Source organism: Thalassospira lucentensis, assembly GCF_011806425.1.
Classification (GTDB): domain Bacteria; phylum Pseudomonadota; class Alphaproteobacteria; order Rhodospirillales; family Thalassospiraceae; genus Thalassospira; species Thalassospira lucentensis_B.
Genome location: NZ_JAATOV010000009.1, coordinates 20,877 through 38,866 on the forward strand (window position 1 = coordinate 20,877; position 17,990 = coordinate 38,866).

Below are 17,990 nucleotides of genomic sequence, written 5' to 3' on the forward strand. Positions count from 1 at the left end.
CCTAAGACCCGCATTTCACAAAACAGCACAACACATTGAAACGACAACCACATTAGAATCCCATGTTTCATGCGGTGGGAATCGACCGGCCTCTTGCATCAAAAATCGCCTTACTGCCCTCGCTGTCTCTATACAAGATCATCAATGCTAGAAAAATGAACCGGGCAGAATTCAAAAGTAAAAACTGCGGAAATCATGCCAAATCCAAGATATTTTGCCACCATTACCTTCTTTTTACTCATTCAAAATTTTAAACCGTCAGTAAAAATACGCATTTTAAATTGACAGATTTACATAGTTAAATATTCTCAATAGTAGATTAAAAATAACTAATCACGAATATTAGGATATACTTTTACCTTAATTAGAAGCCACTAAATAAACATCTCACAAGAAGCGTCTCCCAAACGCTTCACCTGTTCCCAAAAGAACAGAAGCAACTTCCGCTTACGCCGAAGAAAACCTTCCCACCTTTCCCACAGTCTCATTCAATCTCAATCATCAGAAACTTCCTGTAACCTGGAGCGCCACATGCTCAAAAAGTTCAAAATTGGCCCAAAGATTGCCAGTCTTTCGATGCTGGCCTTACTTGGTCTTGCCTTGCTGTGCTTCATGCAGCTCATGAGTGTCCGCGAAGTCTTACTCGAAGACCGTAAGGACAAGCTGCAAACCGCGACCGAGATTATGATTTCGCTGGCAAACGGCTATCAAGCACGTGTTGATGCCGGTGAAATGACCCTGGAAGATGCGAAGAAAACCTTCATGGCGGAAGCAGCCAAAGTTCGCTTTGACGGTGACACCGGTTATTTCTTTGTCCTCAGCCCGGATGCAATCGCCCTGATGCACCCTGTCTCGCCGGAGCTGGTTGGCAACCCAGCAATGTCCACCGCCAAAGACTCAAACGGCGTCCAATTCGTGCGTGAACAGGTCAAAGCCAGTCAGCAACCAGGTGGTGGTTTCTCAAGCTTCCTTTGGCCAAAACCCGGATCAGACGAACCAGCAGATAAACTGTCATTTTCACACAAGCTTCCATGGGGCGACACGCTTTCGACCGGCATCTATATTGACGATGTCGATGCCATTTTCTGGGATCAAGCCGTCACGATGATCCTGTTATGTGCCGTCATTATTGCTGCATTGGTTGTAATTGGCCTGTGGATTGGTCGCGACATCACGGCAAGTCTTGGCAGACTTTCGCGCCGCATGACCTTAATCGCCGGTGGCGATCTAGAAGGCGAGATCGAAGGCCAAGACCGCAACGACGAAGTCGGCGAAATGGCCATGACCGTCGTCGCCTTCCGCGATCAGGCTTACGAAAACCGCAAACTGCAAGAACAGCAACGCGAAAGCGAAATCCGGGTAGAGCAAGAGCGCCGCAAAGGCGTGCTGACCATGGCCGACAGCCTCGAACAGCGCGTCAAAGGCCTGATCAACTCGATCACGGGCTCCATCGGTGACATGCGTCAGGCAACCTCAACCATGCAGGAAGCCGCCAACACCAACAGCGAAATGGCCTCTGCCGTGGCATCTGCCACGACACAGACATCGACCAACGTTCAAACGGTTTCTTCTGCGACCGAGGAACTGACCTCCTCCTCGGATGAAATCGCAAGTCAGATCGCACAATCGGCGGACATCGCCAATCAGGCAAACGATGAAGCCGCACGCACCAATCAAACCGTCACCGGCCTTGCCGATGCGGCGCAACGCATTGGTGATGTGGCAAAACTGATCGGCGATATTGCGTCACAAACCAACCTTTTGGCACTGAACGCAACCATCGAAGCCGCCCGTGCGGGGGATGCCGGCAAAGGCTTCGCCGTCGTGGCGAGCGAGGTTAAAAACCTTGCCAACCAGACCGCCAAAGCGACCGAGGAAATCAATCAGCAAATCCTTGCGGTTCAAAACGAAACCGGCGAAGCGGTTGATGCCATCCGCCGTATTTCTGAAACCATCGCCAAGGTCGCTGATAGCTCAACCGCCATCGCTGCCGCTGTTGAGGAACAGCATGCCGCGATTGGTGAAATTTCGCGCAACGTCCAACAGGCTGCCGACGGCACCAGCGAAGTGTCCCAGCGGATCGAAACCGTCAATCAGAATGCCGGTCAAGTTTCCAATGGCACCACACAGCTCGCCACCTCGGCCGAGCATCTGGTCCGCGAAGCTCAGGCACTTGATGAAGAAGTCGAAAACTTCCTGGCTGACCTGCGCAAGAACGCGTCCTAAGACGTCCTTCTCAGAAGTTTCTCTGGAACCAACCAACTAATAAAAAAGCCGCCCCAGATGATTTCTGGGGCGGCTTTTCTTTTGGTCGATTAAAACCGGTATCGCGTTATTTCCGCGTGGCTTCAATATCGATTTCGATGGTGACCGGATCGCCAACTTGCGATGTATCGGCCCACTGGCCCTGCCCGATGCCAAAGTCGGTACGATTGATGGTTACCGCACCCGATGCGTCGGCTTCGTTGCCTTCGATTTCAATATCAAACGGCAAGGTTACTTCGCGGGTCACATCGCGAATGGTCAAATCCGCAACCGCTTCATATTTGCCCGGGGCAATTTCTTTGAATGATTTGGTTTTGAACGTCGCCTTTGGCCACTGGTTCGCATCGAACCAATCGGACGACACGATTTGGCTGTCACGGTCGCCGTTCTCGGTATCAACCGATGCAATATCAATCAGAACCTCAACCGATGAACCGGCAAGGTCATCTGGCGAAAAGACGATATTGGCGTCAAAGTTTTTAAATTCGCCCTCGAACTCGGCACCAAGCTGCGTACCGGTAAATTCGATTTCGCTGTCGTTGGCATCCACAACCCACTGGTCAGCGGCCTGTGCGGCCACGGAGAAACCGGCAATGGTGGTCGAAATTGCCAAAACAGGCAGGATTTTTCGGGTCATCTGAAACATATCAATTATCCTCAATTTTGCCGGGCAACATACGGCGCAACGTTGCGTCACGATCAATGAAATGATGTTTAAGTGCGGCGCCAATATGGCCAACAACAAGAACCACAATCGCCCAGGACAACAACCAGTGAACTGTTTTCAAGGTCTCAAACAGCTCTTTGTCCGGTGCCACAAGGTTTGGCAACGTAAACAGGCCAAAGACGCTTACGGGGAAATTGGCCGCCGATGACATCATCCAACCGCTAAGCGGCATGGCAATCATCACCCCATACAGGGCAAGATGACCAAGTTTTGCCACCACCCGTTCAAGTTTATGCGGGCTAAGCGACCGTGGGGTTGGTTCGCACAGCCGCCAGACAATGCGCAAGATCGCCAATGAAAGGATCGTCACACCAAGCGATTTATGCCGCGACATCCATTCAAGCTTTGCCATGCCAAGCGGCAGGAAATCCATGTACCAGCCGATGGTAAACACGACCAACATCAAAAGCGCCATGATCCAGTGCAGGCTCTTTGTCGCAAAACCAAATCCGTTTTTGTGACTTTTGATCGCCATGGCAGTCGTCCTTAAATTCATAAAAAAGATGGCAGGCAAAACTTTATCGTCGTTTTGCGCTGCCACCGATGCTGTAATCCGAAATTACTTCTGTTTCAAGAATTCGGACGAAATCTGCAGATCGACATCATCGCCAACCGCACCGCTCAGGAAGTCCATGCCGTAATCGGTACGGGTCACGGTGCCAGTTGCCGCAAAACCAAGGGTATGGTCGTTGGTCATCGGGTTGTCACCCTCACCCGTCAGGGTCACGTCCAGAACAAGCGGATGGGTCTCACCCAAGAAGCTCAGATCGCCGGTGATTTTCGCGGTGTTGTCACCGGTCACTTCAACGTCGGTGCTTTTGAACGTTGCGGTCGGGTGGTTTTCAACGTCAAAGAAATCGCTCGACTGCATGTGTTTGTTAAGTTCTGCATCGCCGCTTTCAATCTTGGTCAGATCGATATTGATGACGGCGGATGCATCCTCAAGATTGTCGCGATCAAGGGTCAGTTCGCCCGATGCGCCACCAAAACGGCCCTGATAGTTCGAAAAACCCAGGTGGTTAACGATAAAGATCACGCTGGTGTGGCTCGGATCCATTTTATAGGTATCTGCTGCCTGTGCCGAAAACGCTGCACCAGAAAGACCCGCTGCGATGGTCAGCGCAACGCCAACCTTTTTAATCGAATGAAACATAATAACTTCCTTCTTGTGAATGAACGGACAGGAACACCTGATCCGCAAATTGAGTAAATTCAGAATGCCAGCACTCCCTTCCACCCTCAAGACGGTGCACCGGCAACATTCTTGTTCTATTTTGGAAACAATAAAAGAATTCCCAGCCATATTTCCGCCAAATTGCGAACGATGAACTGGGAAAAAGCCCAGCGCAGCAACCCAATTGGCAAAACAAAAGCCCCTAGTCCATGGCGGCATTAGGGGCTTTGGCGTTTGATCTAACAGACGCTTGGCTTAATTGTCTTTCGGTGCGGGCTGGCCCTGTGGTGCGGCTTGTGCTTCCTTTTTGGAAACACATTCTTTGAGCCACACGTCATACACCGGATGTTCCATTCCCGATAAGCCGGGGGTCGATGCAAACATCCACCCTGAAAACAGCTGCTCGCTGGTTTCGCGGCCATCATCATGAACGTCACTGATTTTCAAAAAGCTGGCACTTTCCGGAAGCTCTTCGGGCGGGGTGCGGTAACACGCATCGACCGTGATTTCCAAGCTGCCAAATTTCGCTGTTTCCCCAACCGGGACCTTAAAGGTCGAAATACGCGCCGTAATTTTATCAAGCCCCTGAAGCTCCGCAACCGCTTGCGGGCGATAATCCAGGGCCGCGGCCGCCGTTCCGAGCAGTGCACATGTCGAAAAAACAGCGGCAATCGCTAAAGGTCGTTTCATCGTGTCATTCAGTCCTGTTTATCGCTTTTATTGCTTGTGTCGGCACGCGTTTTTGAAGCTTCGCCATACGGGTTATGAAGCTCATCCACCAGCCCCTGCATCACCGTGCGGAACTGATCTTCGTCGCAGCCCATCAACAACGCATCTTCCATCGCATCCTGCATAATTTCGCGCAACTCGGCGAAATTATCATTCAGGACTTTGATCTTTTCCACGCAGGACAATGGCGATCCATCGGGCGCCTGCCATGTTGGAAAATGCTGCACATTGTCGGTCTTCTTCATCAACCGCTCCGAAGAACTTATTGCGAACTGCGACGCGTGATACTTGTCGGAAAAATCGGCAAAATCATGGCTGTCTAAAATATAGGGGGCATTCGTCCCAATGCCCCCAAAACGCCAACCATATTTCGCGATTATTTATCGCTGTTGGTCGTCGAATAAATCACCTGACCAATCAAATCTTCAAGATTGACCGATCCTTGGGTGTATTGGACCTCGCCGCCCGGCGCGATCATGTCAATGTCACCGCCCGGTTCAAGCGCGATGAACTTACCGCCAAGCAACCCATCCGACGCGATTTTCGCCGAGCTATCTGCAGGCAATTCAATATCGGATCGAACCGACATTTTGACCACCGCCATAAAGCTTTGGGGATTAAGGTCCTGTGACGTCACGGTGCCGACTTTCACACCGGAAATGCGCACATCATTGCCAACGTTCAGTCCATCAACCCGGTTAAAATTGGCAGAAATTTCATAGCCTTCCACCTCCTCGATTCCGGCACGGGAATAAGAATAGGCCGCAAATCCGATTGCAACGGCAATCACCGCAGCACCTGCAAGGCTTTCGACTAGTCTGTTGCTCATGACCCTATCCGCTTTGAACTTCTTTGATCGGTATATTGTCTTGCGTGGGTAAAAAATACAACACTGCAAAACAGACACAAAACACAAAAGGGGCGCGAGTTTCCCCGCGCCCGCTTTTAAAAACTATTTTAAAAGGTCGATCACCCTTCCGGGGACCATGCCTCGTAATCGCCGGTTGCTTTGGCGCGCTGACCACCTTGGTATTCATGGCCAGCCGGGCGATAGGCATGTTTGGTGCCGGTCAAATTCGGCAGATGTTCTTTCTGCCAATCATAACGGTCTTCGGCCTTATCAGACAGCGGCGCATCAACGGTGTAATGCAGCCATGCATGCCATTCAGCCGGTACTTTCGACCCTTCAACAATACCCTTATAGACCACCCAACGGCGGGTGCGACGGCCTTTGGCCGCGTTCTTTTCGGTGTAATAGACATTGCCGAAACGATCTTCGCCAACGCGCTTGCCAAACAGCGCAGTATAAATACGGGTGCCGACGGTGGCCATGTTGGGTCTCTCTCCAGATTTGGTTTGTCCGCCAAACGCGGCGCAAGACACATACGGGGTGCCATGCGGTCAACAAGGCTCTTATATGTCGTGATGTGCGCCCAAAGTCAATGTTTCAGGTGGCCGGGCACCCTCACCCGACCGAACAACAACCAAAACCGGAAACATTTCACCGATCACAAGCATTTACCGGTTCACCACGCCCCCTTCGCACTTCCCTGAAACCATCCTTATGCGGCCTTTGGCAACGCCGCCCCAAATGACGGCCCCGCGTCGATCCAATTCAAATCCCCGGCATAGCGCACAGAAAGCTGCCCTTGCGCGTTAAAGGCAAACAGATGCAGCCAATTATGATCAAACAGCGCCTTGACCTCGAGATGGCGGGCCAGAACGGCGTTGATCGCATCGGTACTCGCATCGACACACACGCTCAGCCTTGCTGGATGATGAACAAAATCATTCCCATTATGCACCGACTGGATCGGCAGGCCGGTACGAAGATCCCCGCCATTGCCTTCATAAACGCCGATCCCGCCAACCACATTATGCAAAAGCTTATTGCCCGCACCAAACAAATCGGGCGCCACAGTCGATCCGTAATATTGCAGGCTGATCCAACTGGCGACGACAACCGGCGCGGTCAAAATAAGTTCAAGCACCGCGTGATTGTTTTTGGCATCCGCCACCCGATCATAATTATGCAGGAAACTTTCCCCGGCCAAATCCGCCCCCGCACTGTAATGGCGTGGTGCGGCAATGAAAAACCGACATCCCGCAAGACCCCATTCCGGCCGCGTTTCTGACCAGCTCAGTGCCCGGCGCGCAACATCGCTGGCACTGTCCGCACCAGGAAGCTTCCCTGCCCGTTCGGTCCTCGCCAACAAAGATGCCTGTGCCAATACCTGCTTCAAACGATCAATGCCGTCGTCAATTCCATCCGCCGACAGATCACTATCGAACAGGCTGACATAATCGGTGGTGGTGTCATGCAACGCGGCAATGAAAACCGTATCCTCGGGGATTTCAATGCCCCGGCCCTGCAAATCAGACCGCACTGATTTTTGATTTAACAGCCCGGCCAAAAGACGCGCATTCACATCCCCCGCATGGCCACCGCACGCCCCGCAATGAAGCGCGCTTTGATGCGGATTATTGGTCACATGCGCCCCATGCCCAACCAACAAAACAAGCTTGGCAAAGTTATCCGTAAGCGCCATGGCACGCAGGATTTTCTCCGCCGTATCGCAGGCATCTTTATCGTTTAATGGCGGGTCAAATACCGGCTTATCGGACGCCGACGCCACGATTTTCGGACCGATATTCAAACTAGCTTTGATCAGCTTCCACACATAAGACGGCCCCGCCGATTCGACAAAGCCAAAGGACGATACCGCCGCGGTTTTAAACTGATACCAAGGCCGCGTTGTTGTGTGCCGATCCTTGGCAGTCGCCTTACTGTGCAGGCCCGGCTTTAACAAAACCGGCAACCGGTTTTCATCGGCGTGTGCACAATGATCCCCCTCGGCCTCATCACTTCCATGCACATCATGCACATGATGTTGCACCGGCAGGCCAAAGAACCCGGCAAAGCCAAACGTCTCAATCATCGGATCGACGGCTTCCAACGCGCGGCGATACACCTCGGACCGAACATCAATGCAAAACGCCGCCTGAATGGCCGGGCGCAATGTTTTGGCTGCGGCCTGATCGCCATTGCCAAGCTTCGCCGCAAGCCCCCGCTGGCAACTGTTTTCATAAGCCACCTGCAAAATCTCGCAGGCAATATGATGCGCACCGGGGCCACTTGGATCGGCCAACGCGGTCAGGGAGGCCTGCCAGCCGTCTTTGATCTGCGCGCCATATTTTTCAAACAGCACATAATCCCAGCTTAGACACACCGCCAACAGGGCCGCGACCGTATCGTCTTTCTGGCCATTAAGCTCCGCTGTCCAATGATGATACCGCGCATATTGTGACCAGCCATTCACGCTCAACAACGACTGATAAAACTGGTTTTCCAGTCCCATCTGCGCCGGGTTGATCCGCCCCAACATAACCTTGATCGCGCCCTCAATATCATCTGGCAGATCACGCACCGCAGAACGGAATTTGGACAATCCCAGAATATTGGCACTGTAATCATGTGCCGCCCACTGTTTCCATGATGCCCACGGGCATGCCGCATCCCGATCCAGCGGCCAAATCGCCACCCCGGCGTCAAAGTAATTCGCCGCCCATTTACCAACCGATTTTTCAATCACCGCGGGCCAATCCTGCCCCGACGCGGTCGCACATAGTTGGGCAATCGTTGCGATCTTTTGATTTGGCGCATGGGCCGTGCCCACGATTTGTTTAAGGCTTTCAACCGTTGCCGGCTTATCGGCATAGGGCGACGCATCAAGGGCAACCTGCAAATCATGGCTGCTGATGTCACCAGATGCGATTTTATTGGCGTACCACTCCAGCGGCATGAACACGCTTTTGCCACTCAGCTTTTCAAGTCGTGCGGCGACCTCTGCCAAGTTTTGCTGCGTTTGGCCCAAAAACGGATTAACCGCCACCGTGCTTTGCAACGACCAGGCCGGTGCGATCTGGCGGGTCGCTGTGTCCATCGCGGCACGCAATTTGGCATCCGACGCGGCATGTGGATCGACACCATCATTTGGCAGATCAATTTTCAGATCATCGGCGATATTTGAAACAGCGATATTCATGATTTTTCTCCGCTCTGATCTGCATGTGCAATGGCGACGGTCTTTCGCGTCGACCACGTCCCCGCCAAACGATCAAAAACAACATTGATATAAAGACCATTGGCCAAATGAACCCGCGCCTTGGTCATCAACGGCGCGGTGGCGATCTTGGGCAACATCACCTGAACAATGCTAAGCCCGGCAAACCCGATCACCAGCACCCCGATCAAACCCCACATTGCGCCATCTGGCATTGGTGCGGCGGGCAAAACCGTGCTGCCAAGCCACTCGGTCCCGGCATGCAATCCGAAATAAACCGACGACATCACAAGCGATAAAAGGCCAACCCACATCGCGGCCATCGCCCCACCCGTCTCGCGCAGGCCCGACAACATCAATTGCGTCAGCCCAACCACCAAGACCAGCCCCAGCGCAATCGCCTGTGGTGCCTTATCCTCGACACCAAACGCCGCCCCGACGCCACCACAAACAACAACCGCCACACCAAATGCCAATGCAGCTTTACCAAAGGTCACTGGCGCCTGACGGCCAAGTTTTTTGTGGCTGCGCACGCGGTCAATCGCACTGCCCGACGATAAAAATGCGTGCGCTTTATAAAGGGAATGGGCAACGATATGCAGCAAAGCCAACGCAAACAGGCCAAGGCCACATTGCACCATCATGAACCCCATCTGCGAAATGGTTGACCAACCCAGCGTGGTTTTCTCGGCCGTCTGGGTCATCATCACCGCACTGGCAAACAATGCCGTCACCAACCCAACCGCGGCAAGAACGGCCATGGTCGCAGGTGCCAACACCATAATGTCGGCCAACCGAATGATCAGGAACCCACCGGCATTAACAATCCCGGCATGCAACAAGGCCGACACCGGGGTTGGCGTTTCCATTACTTCCGTGATCCAGCCATGGGTGGGGAACTGTGCTGATTTCATCATCGCAGCAATCACAAACAGCGCGGTGATCAGTCCAACCGGTGTGCCCGCCGGGACAGATGTGTTCATCTGCGCAAGCTGCCCAAACGTCACGGTATGGAAATGCACATAGGTCAGGACAATCGCACTGATCAGGGCCACATCCCCAATCCGGGCAATGACAAACTTCTTACGCTGTGCGCGCTTTGCCCCTGCCCGGTCCCGATAAAACAACAGCAACCGGTGCAGCAACAAACTGGTCAGCATCCAGAAAAACGCCAGTTGAATCAGGTTGTCGGACTGCACAAGCCCGGTCACACTGGCCAATGTCAGGCCCATAAACCCGATAAACGCTCCTTGGCGCTTTTCACCACGTAGGTAATTCAGGCTGTAGCGCAAAATAACCCACGCCAAAAACGCCACCAGACACAACATGGTGACACTGACAATATCGATCCGGGTGCCAAACGCGACAATTCCCCAACTGGCAATCGTGTGGCTGCTGCTTCCCGAAAGTCCCAGCAAGATCGCACTGCCAATCGCGGCGGCCATCGCGCCAACGCATAAGATATTGATCAACAGGGCCGCGCGGCGGCCAATCTTTTGCGCACGGATAAATCCGATCCCCCCGACCAAGGTCAGGCAAAGCGTCACGGCCAATGGCAATATGGATGCTGGAATCACGAATTGTCTCCTGTCTAACGCGATTTGCGCTGACAATAAGATCAAGCTCATGATAAATTAAAATATATAGATTCTATTGTTTTGTTCTGTTTAAGTGAACGATATGGCTGATCTGAATTACCACCACCTGCGCTATTTCCATGTTGTCGCCCACGAAGGCCACCTGACCCGGGCGGCGGAAAAGCTCAATGTGTCGCAATCGGCCCTGTCCAGTCAGATCCGCCAACTCGAAGATCGGCTTGGGCAAAAGCTGTTTGATCGCCGTGGCCGCTCCCTGATCCTGACCGAGGCCGGGCGCATCGCCCTTGATCACGCCGATTCTATTTTCACCACTGGGCGCGAACTGCTCAACACCCTCAAACAAACTGGCATGGCGCGCCGTCCGCTTCGGGTTGGGGCCATTTCCACCCTGTCGCGAAACTTTCAGTTATCGTTTTTAAAACCGGCACTGGGCCGCAAGGATGTTGAAATCATTCTGCGCTCGGGAAGTTCGGCGGAACTGATCCCGGCCTTAACCGCCTTGCAGCTTGATGTGGTCCTGACCAATCAGCCACCCGATGCCGATGCGCTTTCCGATTTCGTCGTACAGGCGGTTGATACCCAGCCGGTCGGTTTGATTTGCACCCCGGACCTTTGCCCGAAACATCACAGCATCCAGGAACTCATCAGCACCGTACCGCTGATCTTGCCCGCCTATTCCAGCGTCATGCGCATGCATTTTGACGCGCTGTGTGATCGGCTTGATGTCACCCCACAAATCGCTGCCGAGGTCGAAGACATGGCAATGATGCGTTTGCTCGCCCGCGAAGGGGCCGGTCTTGCCGTCATCCCGTCGATCGTGGTCAAAGATGAAATTGTGTCCGGCCGCCTGATCGAAGCCCACGTGCTGCCCGACATTCTTGAAACCTTTTATGCCGTCACCGTCCGGCGCAAGTTCCCCAACCCTGTCTTGTCGCTGGTCTGCTAGGACAACGACGGCCACATCATCAACGGGCACGCTCTAACCATAATTCGGTACGCGACTCTAAAGGATTACGTGCCCCGTCAATGCCGGGCATTGTTCTTGTGGATTTACGGGTAATTTTACCCTCGCTAACAACCCACAGCTTGTTGGGGTGCGACGACTCATTGAGCCACATATGGTGCAGGGGTTTGTCCACTCGCTTATCCACAATATGTGCCCATAGGCTGCGAAACGGGCGTGACACAGATCACATGTTTTTTTCGCCCACACCGCCCACCTATTTCCCTAAATAAATCAATTATTTAACCGCATAAAACGCCATAAAAAACGTTACGGCAGCGTAAGTTTTAAGCTTCCCTCTGGAAATTCGTTGCCAACGGGGTTAGGTTGCTTTGGCTTGTGGACGACACCCATGTCGCGCCACTAGATGTAGTTCGAGTCTTAAACACGAACCACACTCCAACTGCCGCCAAAGCCGCAGTATTCTGCGATTTCTGAGCCGATTCAGAGATTGTTAACGAGAATCCCCCAACCATAAAATCCGTAAGACAGCGATCGAAGCACAACATGTTGTGTAAAAAATCACTGTCAACCACAAAGTTTGGTAGACGGGCACGGGATTTTGCTTTTATAGTCCCGCCCACGGAGCAAAAAGTTCCGAGGGGAAGATTTCCATCAAATACCAACGATACTGATAGTTATCGCTGATCCAGAAAAGACCGCAAAAAATGGTCAGATGGGGCAGCATCTAACCATTGAGCAAACTATATTAGTATCAGTCGACTCTGGCGCAGAACAACACGCGCTGCGACACGGCTGATCAAAACCGGAGCAAACCATGCGGATTACCAGAAAGTTCACCCAGGACGGCGTCAGCCCTTATGCCGACATCGATTTTCGTAAGTCGTCCTGCGTCATCAAAAACCCCGACGGGTCGGTTGTTTTTGAAATGAAGGACATTGACGTCCCGGCGACCTGGTCACAGGTGGCAAGTGACGTTCTGGCACAGAAATACTTCCGTAAGGCCGGTGTTCCGGTTGCCCTTAAACCGGTCAAAGAAAAAGACGTGCCAAGCTGGCTGTGGCGCCAGGCACCTGACGTTGCCAAACTCGAAAAAATGCCGACCGAAGAACGCTACATCAGCGAAACCAGCGCGACCCAGGTTTTTGACCGCCTTGCGGGCACCTGGACCTATTGGGGCTGGAAAGGCGGATATTTCGACGCTGAAGACGACGCGCAGGCTTTCTTTGATGAAATGCGTTATCAGCTCTCCCACCAGATGGGTGCGCCGAACTCCCCGCAGTGGTTCAACACCGGTCTGCATTGGGCCTATGGGATTGATGGCCCGGCACAGGGTCACTCCTATGTTGATTTCAAAACCGGCGAACTGACCAAATCGGCCAGCGCTTACGAACATCCGCAGCCACACGCTTGCTTCATTCAGTCGGTTGCCGATGATCTCGTCAACGAAGGCGGCATCATGGATCTTTGGACCCGTGAAGCACGTCTGTTCAAATTCGGTTCTGGTACGGGTTCGAACTTCTCGAACGTTCGTGGCGGCGGCGAAAGCCTGTCGGGCGGCGGTCGTTCATCTGGCTTGATGAGCTTCCTGAAAATTGGTGACCGCGCAGCCGGTGCCATCAAATCGGGCGGCACCACGCGCCGTGCGGCCAAAATGGTCGTGGTTGATATCGATCACCCAGATATCGAAGAATATATCGACTGGAAAGTCGTCGAAGAGCAAAAAGTTGCCGCTCTTGTTGCCGGTTCCAAACTGGCTGAAAAACACCTGACCGCCGTTCTTGCTGCTTGCAACAACTGGGATGGTGCAGCCGATTCCGAAGATCGTTTCCTGCCGCGTCAGAACCCGCAGCTCAAAGAAGCTGTGTTGGCCGCACGCGCTGTCATGATCCCGGATTCTTATATCAACAAGATCATCGAATTCGCCCGTCAGGGCTTCACCGAGATCAGCTTCAAAACCTATGACACTGACTGGGATTCCGAAGCATACCTGACCGTATCGGGCCAGAACTCGAACAACTCTGTTCGTGTTTCGAACGACTTCCTGCAGGCTGTTCTCGATAACGGCAACTGGGATCTGATCCGTCGTACCGATGGCAAAGTGTCCAAAACCATCGCCGCCCGCGAATTGTGGGACAAAGTTGGCGAAGCTGCTTGGGCCTGTGCTGATCCGGGCATCCAGTACGACACCACCATCAACGAATGGCACACCTGCCCGAACTCGGGTCGCATCAACGCGTCTAACCCGTGCTCGGAATACATGTTCCTTGATGACACCGCATGTAACTTGGCATCCCTTAATCTGATGAACTTCCGTTCTGACGATGGCGGTGTCGATATCGAAGCCTACGAACATGCTGTGCGTCTGTGGACCGTCGTTCTTGAAATCTCGGTTCTGATGGCTCAGTTCCCGTCAGATCGTATTGCTGAACTCTCCTATCGTTACCGTACGCTGGGCCTTGGCTATGCCAACATTGGCGGCCTGCTCATGAGCATGGGCATCTCCTATGACAGCGACGAAGGCCGTGCGATTGGCGCGTCCCTCACCGCGATCATGTGTGGTGTGTCTTATGCAACCTCGGCTGAAATGGCTGGCGAACAGGGTGCATTCCCGGGTTATGCCGACAACGCACAGGAAATGCTGCGCGTGATGCGCAACCATCGCCGTGCTGCTTACGGCGAACAGGACGGATACGAAGGCCTCGCCATCAATCCGGTTCCGCTGGTCGCTGCCGACAGCCCCTATGCCGATCTTCCGGTTGCCGCACGTGCCGCTTGGGACAAGGCGCTTGAGCTTGGCGAAAAGCACGGTTACCGCAACGCACAGACCACCGTTATTGCCCCAACCGGCACCATCGGTCTGGTCATGGATTGCGACACCACCGGTATCGAGCCGGACTTCGCACTGGTGAAATTCAAGAAACTCGCCGGCGGCGGTTACTTCAAAATCATCAACCGCACCGTTCCGGTTGCTTTGGCAACCCTCGGCTATACCGAAAACCAGATCCGCGACATTGAAAAATATGCCGTTGGTCATGGCACCTTGGTTGGTTCACCGTCCATCACCCATGATGACCTCAAAGCCAAGGGCTTTGACGACGACGCCATTGCCAAGGTCGAAGGTGCGCTGAAAAACGCCTTTGATGTGAAGTTCGTCTTTAACAAATACACCTTTGGCGATGACTTCTGTGTCAATCAGCTGGGTCTTGATGCCAAAGCCATCAACAGCATGGACTTTGACATGCTGGCTGCTCTTGGCTTTGATCGCAAACAGATCGAACAGGCAAACACCTATGTCTGTGGCGCGATGACCCTTGAACAGGCACCGCATCTGCGTGACGAAGACCTGTCGGTCTTTGATTGTGCAAATCCGTGTGGCCGCATCGGCAAACGTTATCTGTCGGCTGAAAGCCACATCCGCATGATGGCAGCAGCCCAGCCGTTCATCTCGGGTGCGATTTCCAAAACCATCAACATGCCAAGCACGGCAAACATCGAAGATTGCAAAGAAGCTTACATGCTGTCTTGGCGTCTTGGTGTGAAAGCAAACGCGCTCTATCGCGATGGTTCGAAACTCAGCCAGCCGCTGAACTCTGCCCTCGTCGAAGAAGACGACTTTGCAGATCAACCGTCAGCCGCCAAAGCAACGGCTGCATCCCAGCAGATCGTTGAAAAAATCATCGAACGCGTCATCCGTGGCGACCGTCGTTCGCTTCCGGGCCGCCGCAAAGGCTACACCCAAAAGGCCACCGTTGGCGGTCACAAGGTTTACCTGCGTACCGGTGAATATGAAGACGGCAAACTCGGTGAAATCTTCATCGACATGCACAAAGAAGGTGCCGCCTTCCGATCCCTGATGAACAACTTCGCCATTGCGGTGTCGATTGGCCTTCAGTACGGCGTGCCGCTCGAAGAATATGTCGAAGCCTTCACCTTCACCCGCTTCGAGCCGTCGGGCATGGTTTCTGGCAACGATGCGATCAAGATGTCGACCTCGATCCTTGATTACATGTTCCGTGAACTGGCGATTTCTTACCTTGGTCGTAATGACCTCGCCCACGTCCAGCCTTCTGACATCCTCCCGGATGCGGTCGGCGAAGGTGTGGCCGAAGGTGACCTTGGCGAAACCGCTGAAAAAGCTGGCGATCAGGCGATTGAAACCATCCGCAAAGTGGCCTCAAGCGGCTTCGTACGTCGCAACCTGTATGTTGTCGATGGCGGTGCCACCACCGAGGAACGCGTTGTCGAAGTTAAATCAACCGGTACAGATGGCCACAGCCACACGGCTGAAACCGCAACCGCTTCAACCACCACGGCAAGCCCGGCTGCCCCGCAGACCTCGGCAATCCTGACCGCGGGCGAAGAAGTCACGGCCAAGGTTGATGCCAAAATGGACCAGATCCGCGAAGCCCGCATGAAGGGTTACGAGGGCGATGGTTGCCCAGATTGCGGCAACTTCACCTTGGTCCGAAACGGCACCTGCCTTAAATGTGACTCTTGTGGTGCGACCACCGGTTGTTCCTAAGGGCTCCGGCCTTACCGAACTTCTGATCTCATCAGCAAACCGGCCGGGATACTCTCCCGGCCGGTTTTGTTTTTGGACATCAAAAAGGAATGCGTTATGTCCCTGCCCGACTTTGAGACACCCCTTGGAACCGACACCGCGCTCATCGTGCTGGATGTGCAAAAAGCCATCGATAACCCGCGCTGGAACAGCAAAAACAATCCCGGCTACATCGATGCGATTGCCAAGCTGCTGAAAGCCTTTCGCGCAGCCAACCTGCCGATCATCCACATCCGCCACGAAGAAGCCAACCCGGCCTCAAGCTTCTATGTCAACGGCCTCGGCCAACCGTTTAAGGACGAAGCGTTGCCCGTGGACGGTGAAACCGTCATCACCAAAACCGTCAATTGCGCCTTCATCGGCACCGACCTTGAACAACATCTGCGCGACCGGGGTATTGAACGCCTGATTTTTACCGGCGTTGTCATTCATAATTCGATGGATGTCTCGATCCGCGCGGCACATTGCCTTGGCTTTGATTGCCATCTACCGCTTGACGCAACCACCGCAATTGATGTCACCGATACCAACGGCAAAACATTCGCCGCACAGGATGTGTTTGATCTTTATGCCGCCGTGCTGGCATCGGAATATTGCACCCTAACTCAAAGCAAAAATGTGATTACCGCCCTGCCGGGGTAACCATCCGTCGGCGCGTCGTGGCAAAAAATGATTCACTTGGCAAAAACGTGCGGCCTTTTTGATCAAAACCAAGAAAAAATCGATATTTAGGGGTAAATCACTCACATCAATGCCTTTTTAGTATCCTTTGTCCGAAAAACAGCATACTGGTCTTTCACCTCAGGTTGATAACTCCGAGCACTGGAAGGCTATTATGTTACCAATGATTGAAACGCGCACTGGCCGAAAAGGCGCAAGAGATGCGCGTTCGCTCGCTTTGGTATGCAAAGCTCTCTTTAAAAACGGGCTGTTTGTATTTTCCCTTACGGGCGTATCCCTGCCCTTTGCCAACAGTGCCTTTGCCCTAAGCGCTGGCTGTAATCAGCTAAACAGTTTCTCAGTAACCTCGGATGGCTTGCAGATCTCCAGCGCCTTTAGTGCGAACGAGATCGCCAAGATTACCTTCACACATGATAACCCCGCTACGACAATCAACTATAAATTTACCTATACGGACAATATCAACACCGGCAACAATCAGACGATCACGAACGCCAATTCTGAAAAAGGTGACACAATCACCCTGTCCTTCGAGATCCCAGAAGATACAACAAACGGCCTCCTTCGCTTTGAAGGCGTCGGCGCGACATATACCATGACAGGCGCATGCACTCTTAAAGCAACCCCGTCATCGACATCGACATCCTCTACAAGCACCTCGTCCGCCGTTGTCAATGCTGTCTCACGCTCCCAAACCACCGTCATTCAGCAAAATATCGGGGCACGTATCGCATCGGCAAACGGCAATTCCAGCATCGGCCGGCCCGGCACGCCCGATACCGAGCCCCAGCCCGAGAATACCAATCTTGTCGACATTCCCCCCAAAAACCGCAAAACCAGCATCACCAACCGCGATGACGCCCTGCGCCGCATGGCGATGATGGGAAGCTTTGACAGCTCCACGGGCCTTGGCATGGATATGCTGGGCCTCGGCCCAACCGATCAGGGCGATATTGGCGGTGCTGACGGCATTGACGGCCGCGCAGCCTTTGCCACCACCACGCCCTTTACGGTTTGGGGGCATGGCTCCTTTACCTCGGTTGATAACGACTATGTCAGTGGCGCCACGGACAGCCGCTACGACGGCGATGTGTGGGGCTATAACATTGGTCTGGATTACCGGTTCGCCGATGCCCTGATTGCCGGCCTGTCGCTTGGCTATAACGATACTGACCTCACCACGGCCTTTAACAATGGCAGCTATCAGGAAACCGGTTGGACAAC

Annotated in this window: 14 protein-coding genes; 5 read left to right on the forward strand and 9 right to left on the reverse strand. The window is 53.3% G+C overall.

Annotated elements, in window-relative coordinates:
- Positions 1–531 precede the first annotated feature (531 nt).
- Positions 532–2,226 (forward strand): methyl-accepting chemotaxis protein, encoded by a 1,695-nt coding sequence (locus tag HCZ99_RS20345; protein WP_167448871.1) that lies wholly within the window; start codon positions 532–534, stop codon positions 2,224–2,226.
- 106 nt (positions 2,227–2,332) lie between these two features.
- Here the strand turns inward: HCZ99_RS20345 and HCZ99_RS20350 are convergent, their stop codons facing one another.
- The 9 genes from HCZ99_RS20350 to HCZ99_RS20390 all read right to left on the reverse strand — a co-directional run bounded on the left by HCZ99_RS20350 (position 2,333) and on the right by HCZ99_RS20390 (position 10,536).
- Positions 2,333–2,911, reverse strand: a complete 579-nt coding sequence (locus tag HCZ99_RS20350; protein WP_167448872.1) for a YceI family protein — start codon at positions 2,909–2,911, stop codon at positions 2,333–2,335.
- 1 nt (position 2,912) lies between these two features.
- Positions 2,913–3,467, reverse strand: coding sequence for a cytochrome b (locus tag HCZ99_RS20355; RefSeq protein ID WP_167448873.1), 555 nt, complete (start codon positions 3,465–3,467; stop codon positions 2,913–2,915).
- Between the two features lie 84 nt (positions 3,468–3,551).
- Positions 3,552–4,145 carry a YceI family protein gene (locus HCZ99_RS20360; protein ID WP_167448874.1) on the reverse strand — a complete coding sequence of 198 codons (594 nt, stop codon included), beginning with the start codon at positions 4,143–4,145 and terminating at the stop codon, positions 3,552–3,554.
- 276 nt (positions 4,146–4,421) lie between these two features.
- Positions 4,422–4,856: a DUF2155 domain-containing protein gene (locus HCZ99_RS20365; protein WP_167448875.1), complete on the reverse strand. Its 435-nt coding sequence runs from the start codon at positions 4,854–4,856 to the stop codon at positions 4,422–4,424.
- 8 nt (positions 4,857–4,864) lie between these two features.
- Positions 4,865–5,140 carry a hypothetical protein gene (locus HCZ99_RS20370; protein ID WP_167448876.1) on the reverse strand — a complete coding sequence of 92 codons (276 nt, stop codon included), beginning with the start codon at positions 5,138–5,140 and terminating at the stop codon, positions 4,865–4,867.
- Between the two features lie 131 nt (positions 5,141–5,271).
- Entirely contained in the window at positions 5,272–5,724 is a 453-nt protein-coding gene (gene mlaD, locus HCZ99_RS20375; protein ID WP_167448877.1) for an outer membrane lipid asymmetry maintenance protein MlaD, read from the reverse strand.
- A gap of 140 nt (positions 5,725–5,864) precedes the next feature.
- On the reverse strand, positions 5,865–6,227 hold the full coding sequence (locus tag HCZ99_RS20380) for an NADH:ubiquinone oxidoreductase subunit NDUFA12 (RefSeq protein ID WP_167448878.1): 363 nt from the start codon (positions 6,225–6,227) through the stop codon (positions 5,865–5,867).
- A 230-nt stretch (positions 6,228–6,457) separates the two neighbouring features.
- Positions 6,458–8,941 (reverse strand): YbcC family protein, encoded by a 2,484-nt coding sequence (locus HCZ99_RS20385; protein WP_167448879.1) that lies wholly within the window; start codon positions 8,939–8,941, stop codon positions 6,458–6,460.
- Positions 8,938–10,536, reverse strand: a complete 1,599-nt coding sequence (locus HCZ99_RS20390; protein ID WP_167448880.1) for a proton-conducting transporter transmembrane domain-containing protein — start codon at positions 10,534–10,536, stop codon at positions 8,938–8,940. Before HCZ99_RS20390 ends, HCZ99_RS20385 begins: the two co-directional genes overlap by 4 nt.
- 103 nt (positions 10,537–10,639) lie before the next feature.
- Here HCZ99_RS20390 and HCZ99_RS20395 point away from each other — a divergent pair, with 103 nt between their 5' ends.
- The 4 genes from HCZ99_RS20395 to HCZ99_RS20410 form a co-directional block, all read left to right on the forward strand.
- A complete protein-coding gene (locus HCZ99_RS20395) occupies positions 10,640–11,503 on the forward strand; it encodes a LysR family transcriptional regulator (RefSeq protein WP_167448881.1) in 864 nt (287 codons plus the stop codon).
- A gap of 835 nt (positions 11,504–12,338) precedes the next feature.
- Positions 12,339–16,046, forward strand: a complete 3,708-nt coding sequence (locus HCZ99_RS20400; protein WP_167448882.1) for a vitamin B12-dependent ribonucleotide reductase — start codon at positions 12,339–12,341, stop codon at positions 16,044–16,046.
- A gap of 96 nt (positions 16,047–16,142) precedes the next feature.
- Positions 16,143–16,727: an isochorismatase family protein gene (locus tag HCZ99_RS20405; protein ID WP_167448883.1), complete on the forward strand. Its 585-nt coding sequence runs from the start codon at positions 16,143–16,145 to the stop codon at positions 16,725–16,727.
- 193 nt (positions 16,728–16,920) lie between these two features.
- On the forward strand, positions 16,921–17,990 hold a 1,070-nt coding region (locus tag HCZ99_RS20410), incomplete at its 3' end, for an autotransporter domain-containing protein (protein WP_167448884.1).

What these genes read in the sequence shown, in the direction of transcription:
- HCZ99_RS20395 (WP_167448881.1), top strand. Translation starts at nt 10,640, where the DNA reads ATGGCTGATCTGAATTACCACCACCTGCGCTATTTCCATGTTGTCGCC.
- HCZ99_RS20355 (WP_167448873.1), bottom strand. Translation starts at nt 3,467, where the DNA reads ATGGCGATCAAAAGTCACAAAAACGGATTTGGTTTTGCGACAAAGAGC.
- HCZ99_RS20365 (WP_167448875.1), bottom strand. Translation starts at nt 4,856, where the DNA reads ATGAAACGACCTTTAGCGATTGCCGCTGTTTTTTCGACATGTGCACTG.
- HCZ99_RS20380 (WP_167448878.1), bottom strand. Translation starts at nt 6,227, where the DNA reads ATGGCCACCGTCGGCACCCGTATTTATACTGCGCTGTTTGGCAAGCGC.
- HCZ99_RS20360 (WP_167448874.1), bottom strand. Translation starts at nt 4,145, where the DNA reads ATGTTTCATTCGATTAAAAAGGTTGGCGTTGCGCTGACCATCGCAGCG.
- mlaD (WP_167448877.1), bottom strand. Translation starts at nt 5,724, where the DNA reads ATGAGCAACAGACTAGTCGAAAGCCTTGCAGGTGCTGCGGTGATTGCC.
- HCZ99_RS20405 (WP_167448883.1), top strand. Translation starts at nt 16,143, where the DNA reads ATGTCCCTGCCCGACTTTGAGACACCCCTTGGAACCGACACCGCGCTC.
- HCZ99_RS20400 (WP_167448882.1), top strand. Translation starts at nt 12,339, where the DNA reads ATGCGGATTACCAGAAAGTTCACCCAGGACGGCGTCAGCCCTTATGCC.
- HCZ99_RS20370 (WP_167448876.1), bottom strand. Translation starts at nt 5,140, where the DNA reads ATGAAGAAGACCGACAATGTGCAGCATTTTCCAACATGGCAGGCGCCC.
- HCZ99_RS20345 (WP_167448871.1), top strand. Translation starts at nt 532, where the DNA reads ATGCTCAAAAAGTTCAAAATTGGCCCAAAGATTGCCAGTCTTTCGATG.
- HCZ99_RS20350 (WP_167448872.1), bottom strand. Translation starts at nt 2,911, where the DNA reads ATGTTTCAGATGACCCGAAAAATCCTGCCTGTTTTGGCAATTTCGACC.
- HCZ99_RS20385 (WP_167448879.1), bottom strand. Translation starts at nt 8,941, where the DNA reads ATGAATATCGCTGTTTCAAATATCGCCGATGATCTGAAAATTGATCTG.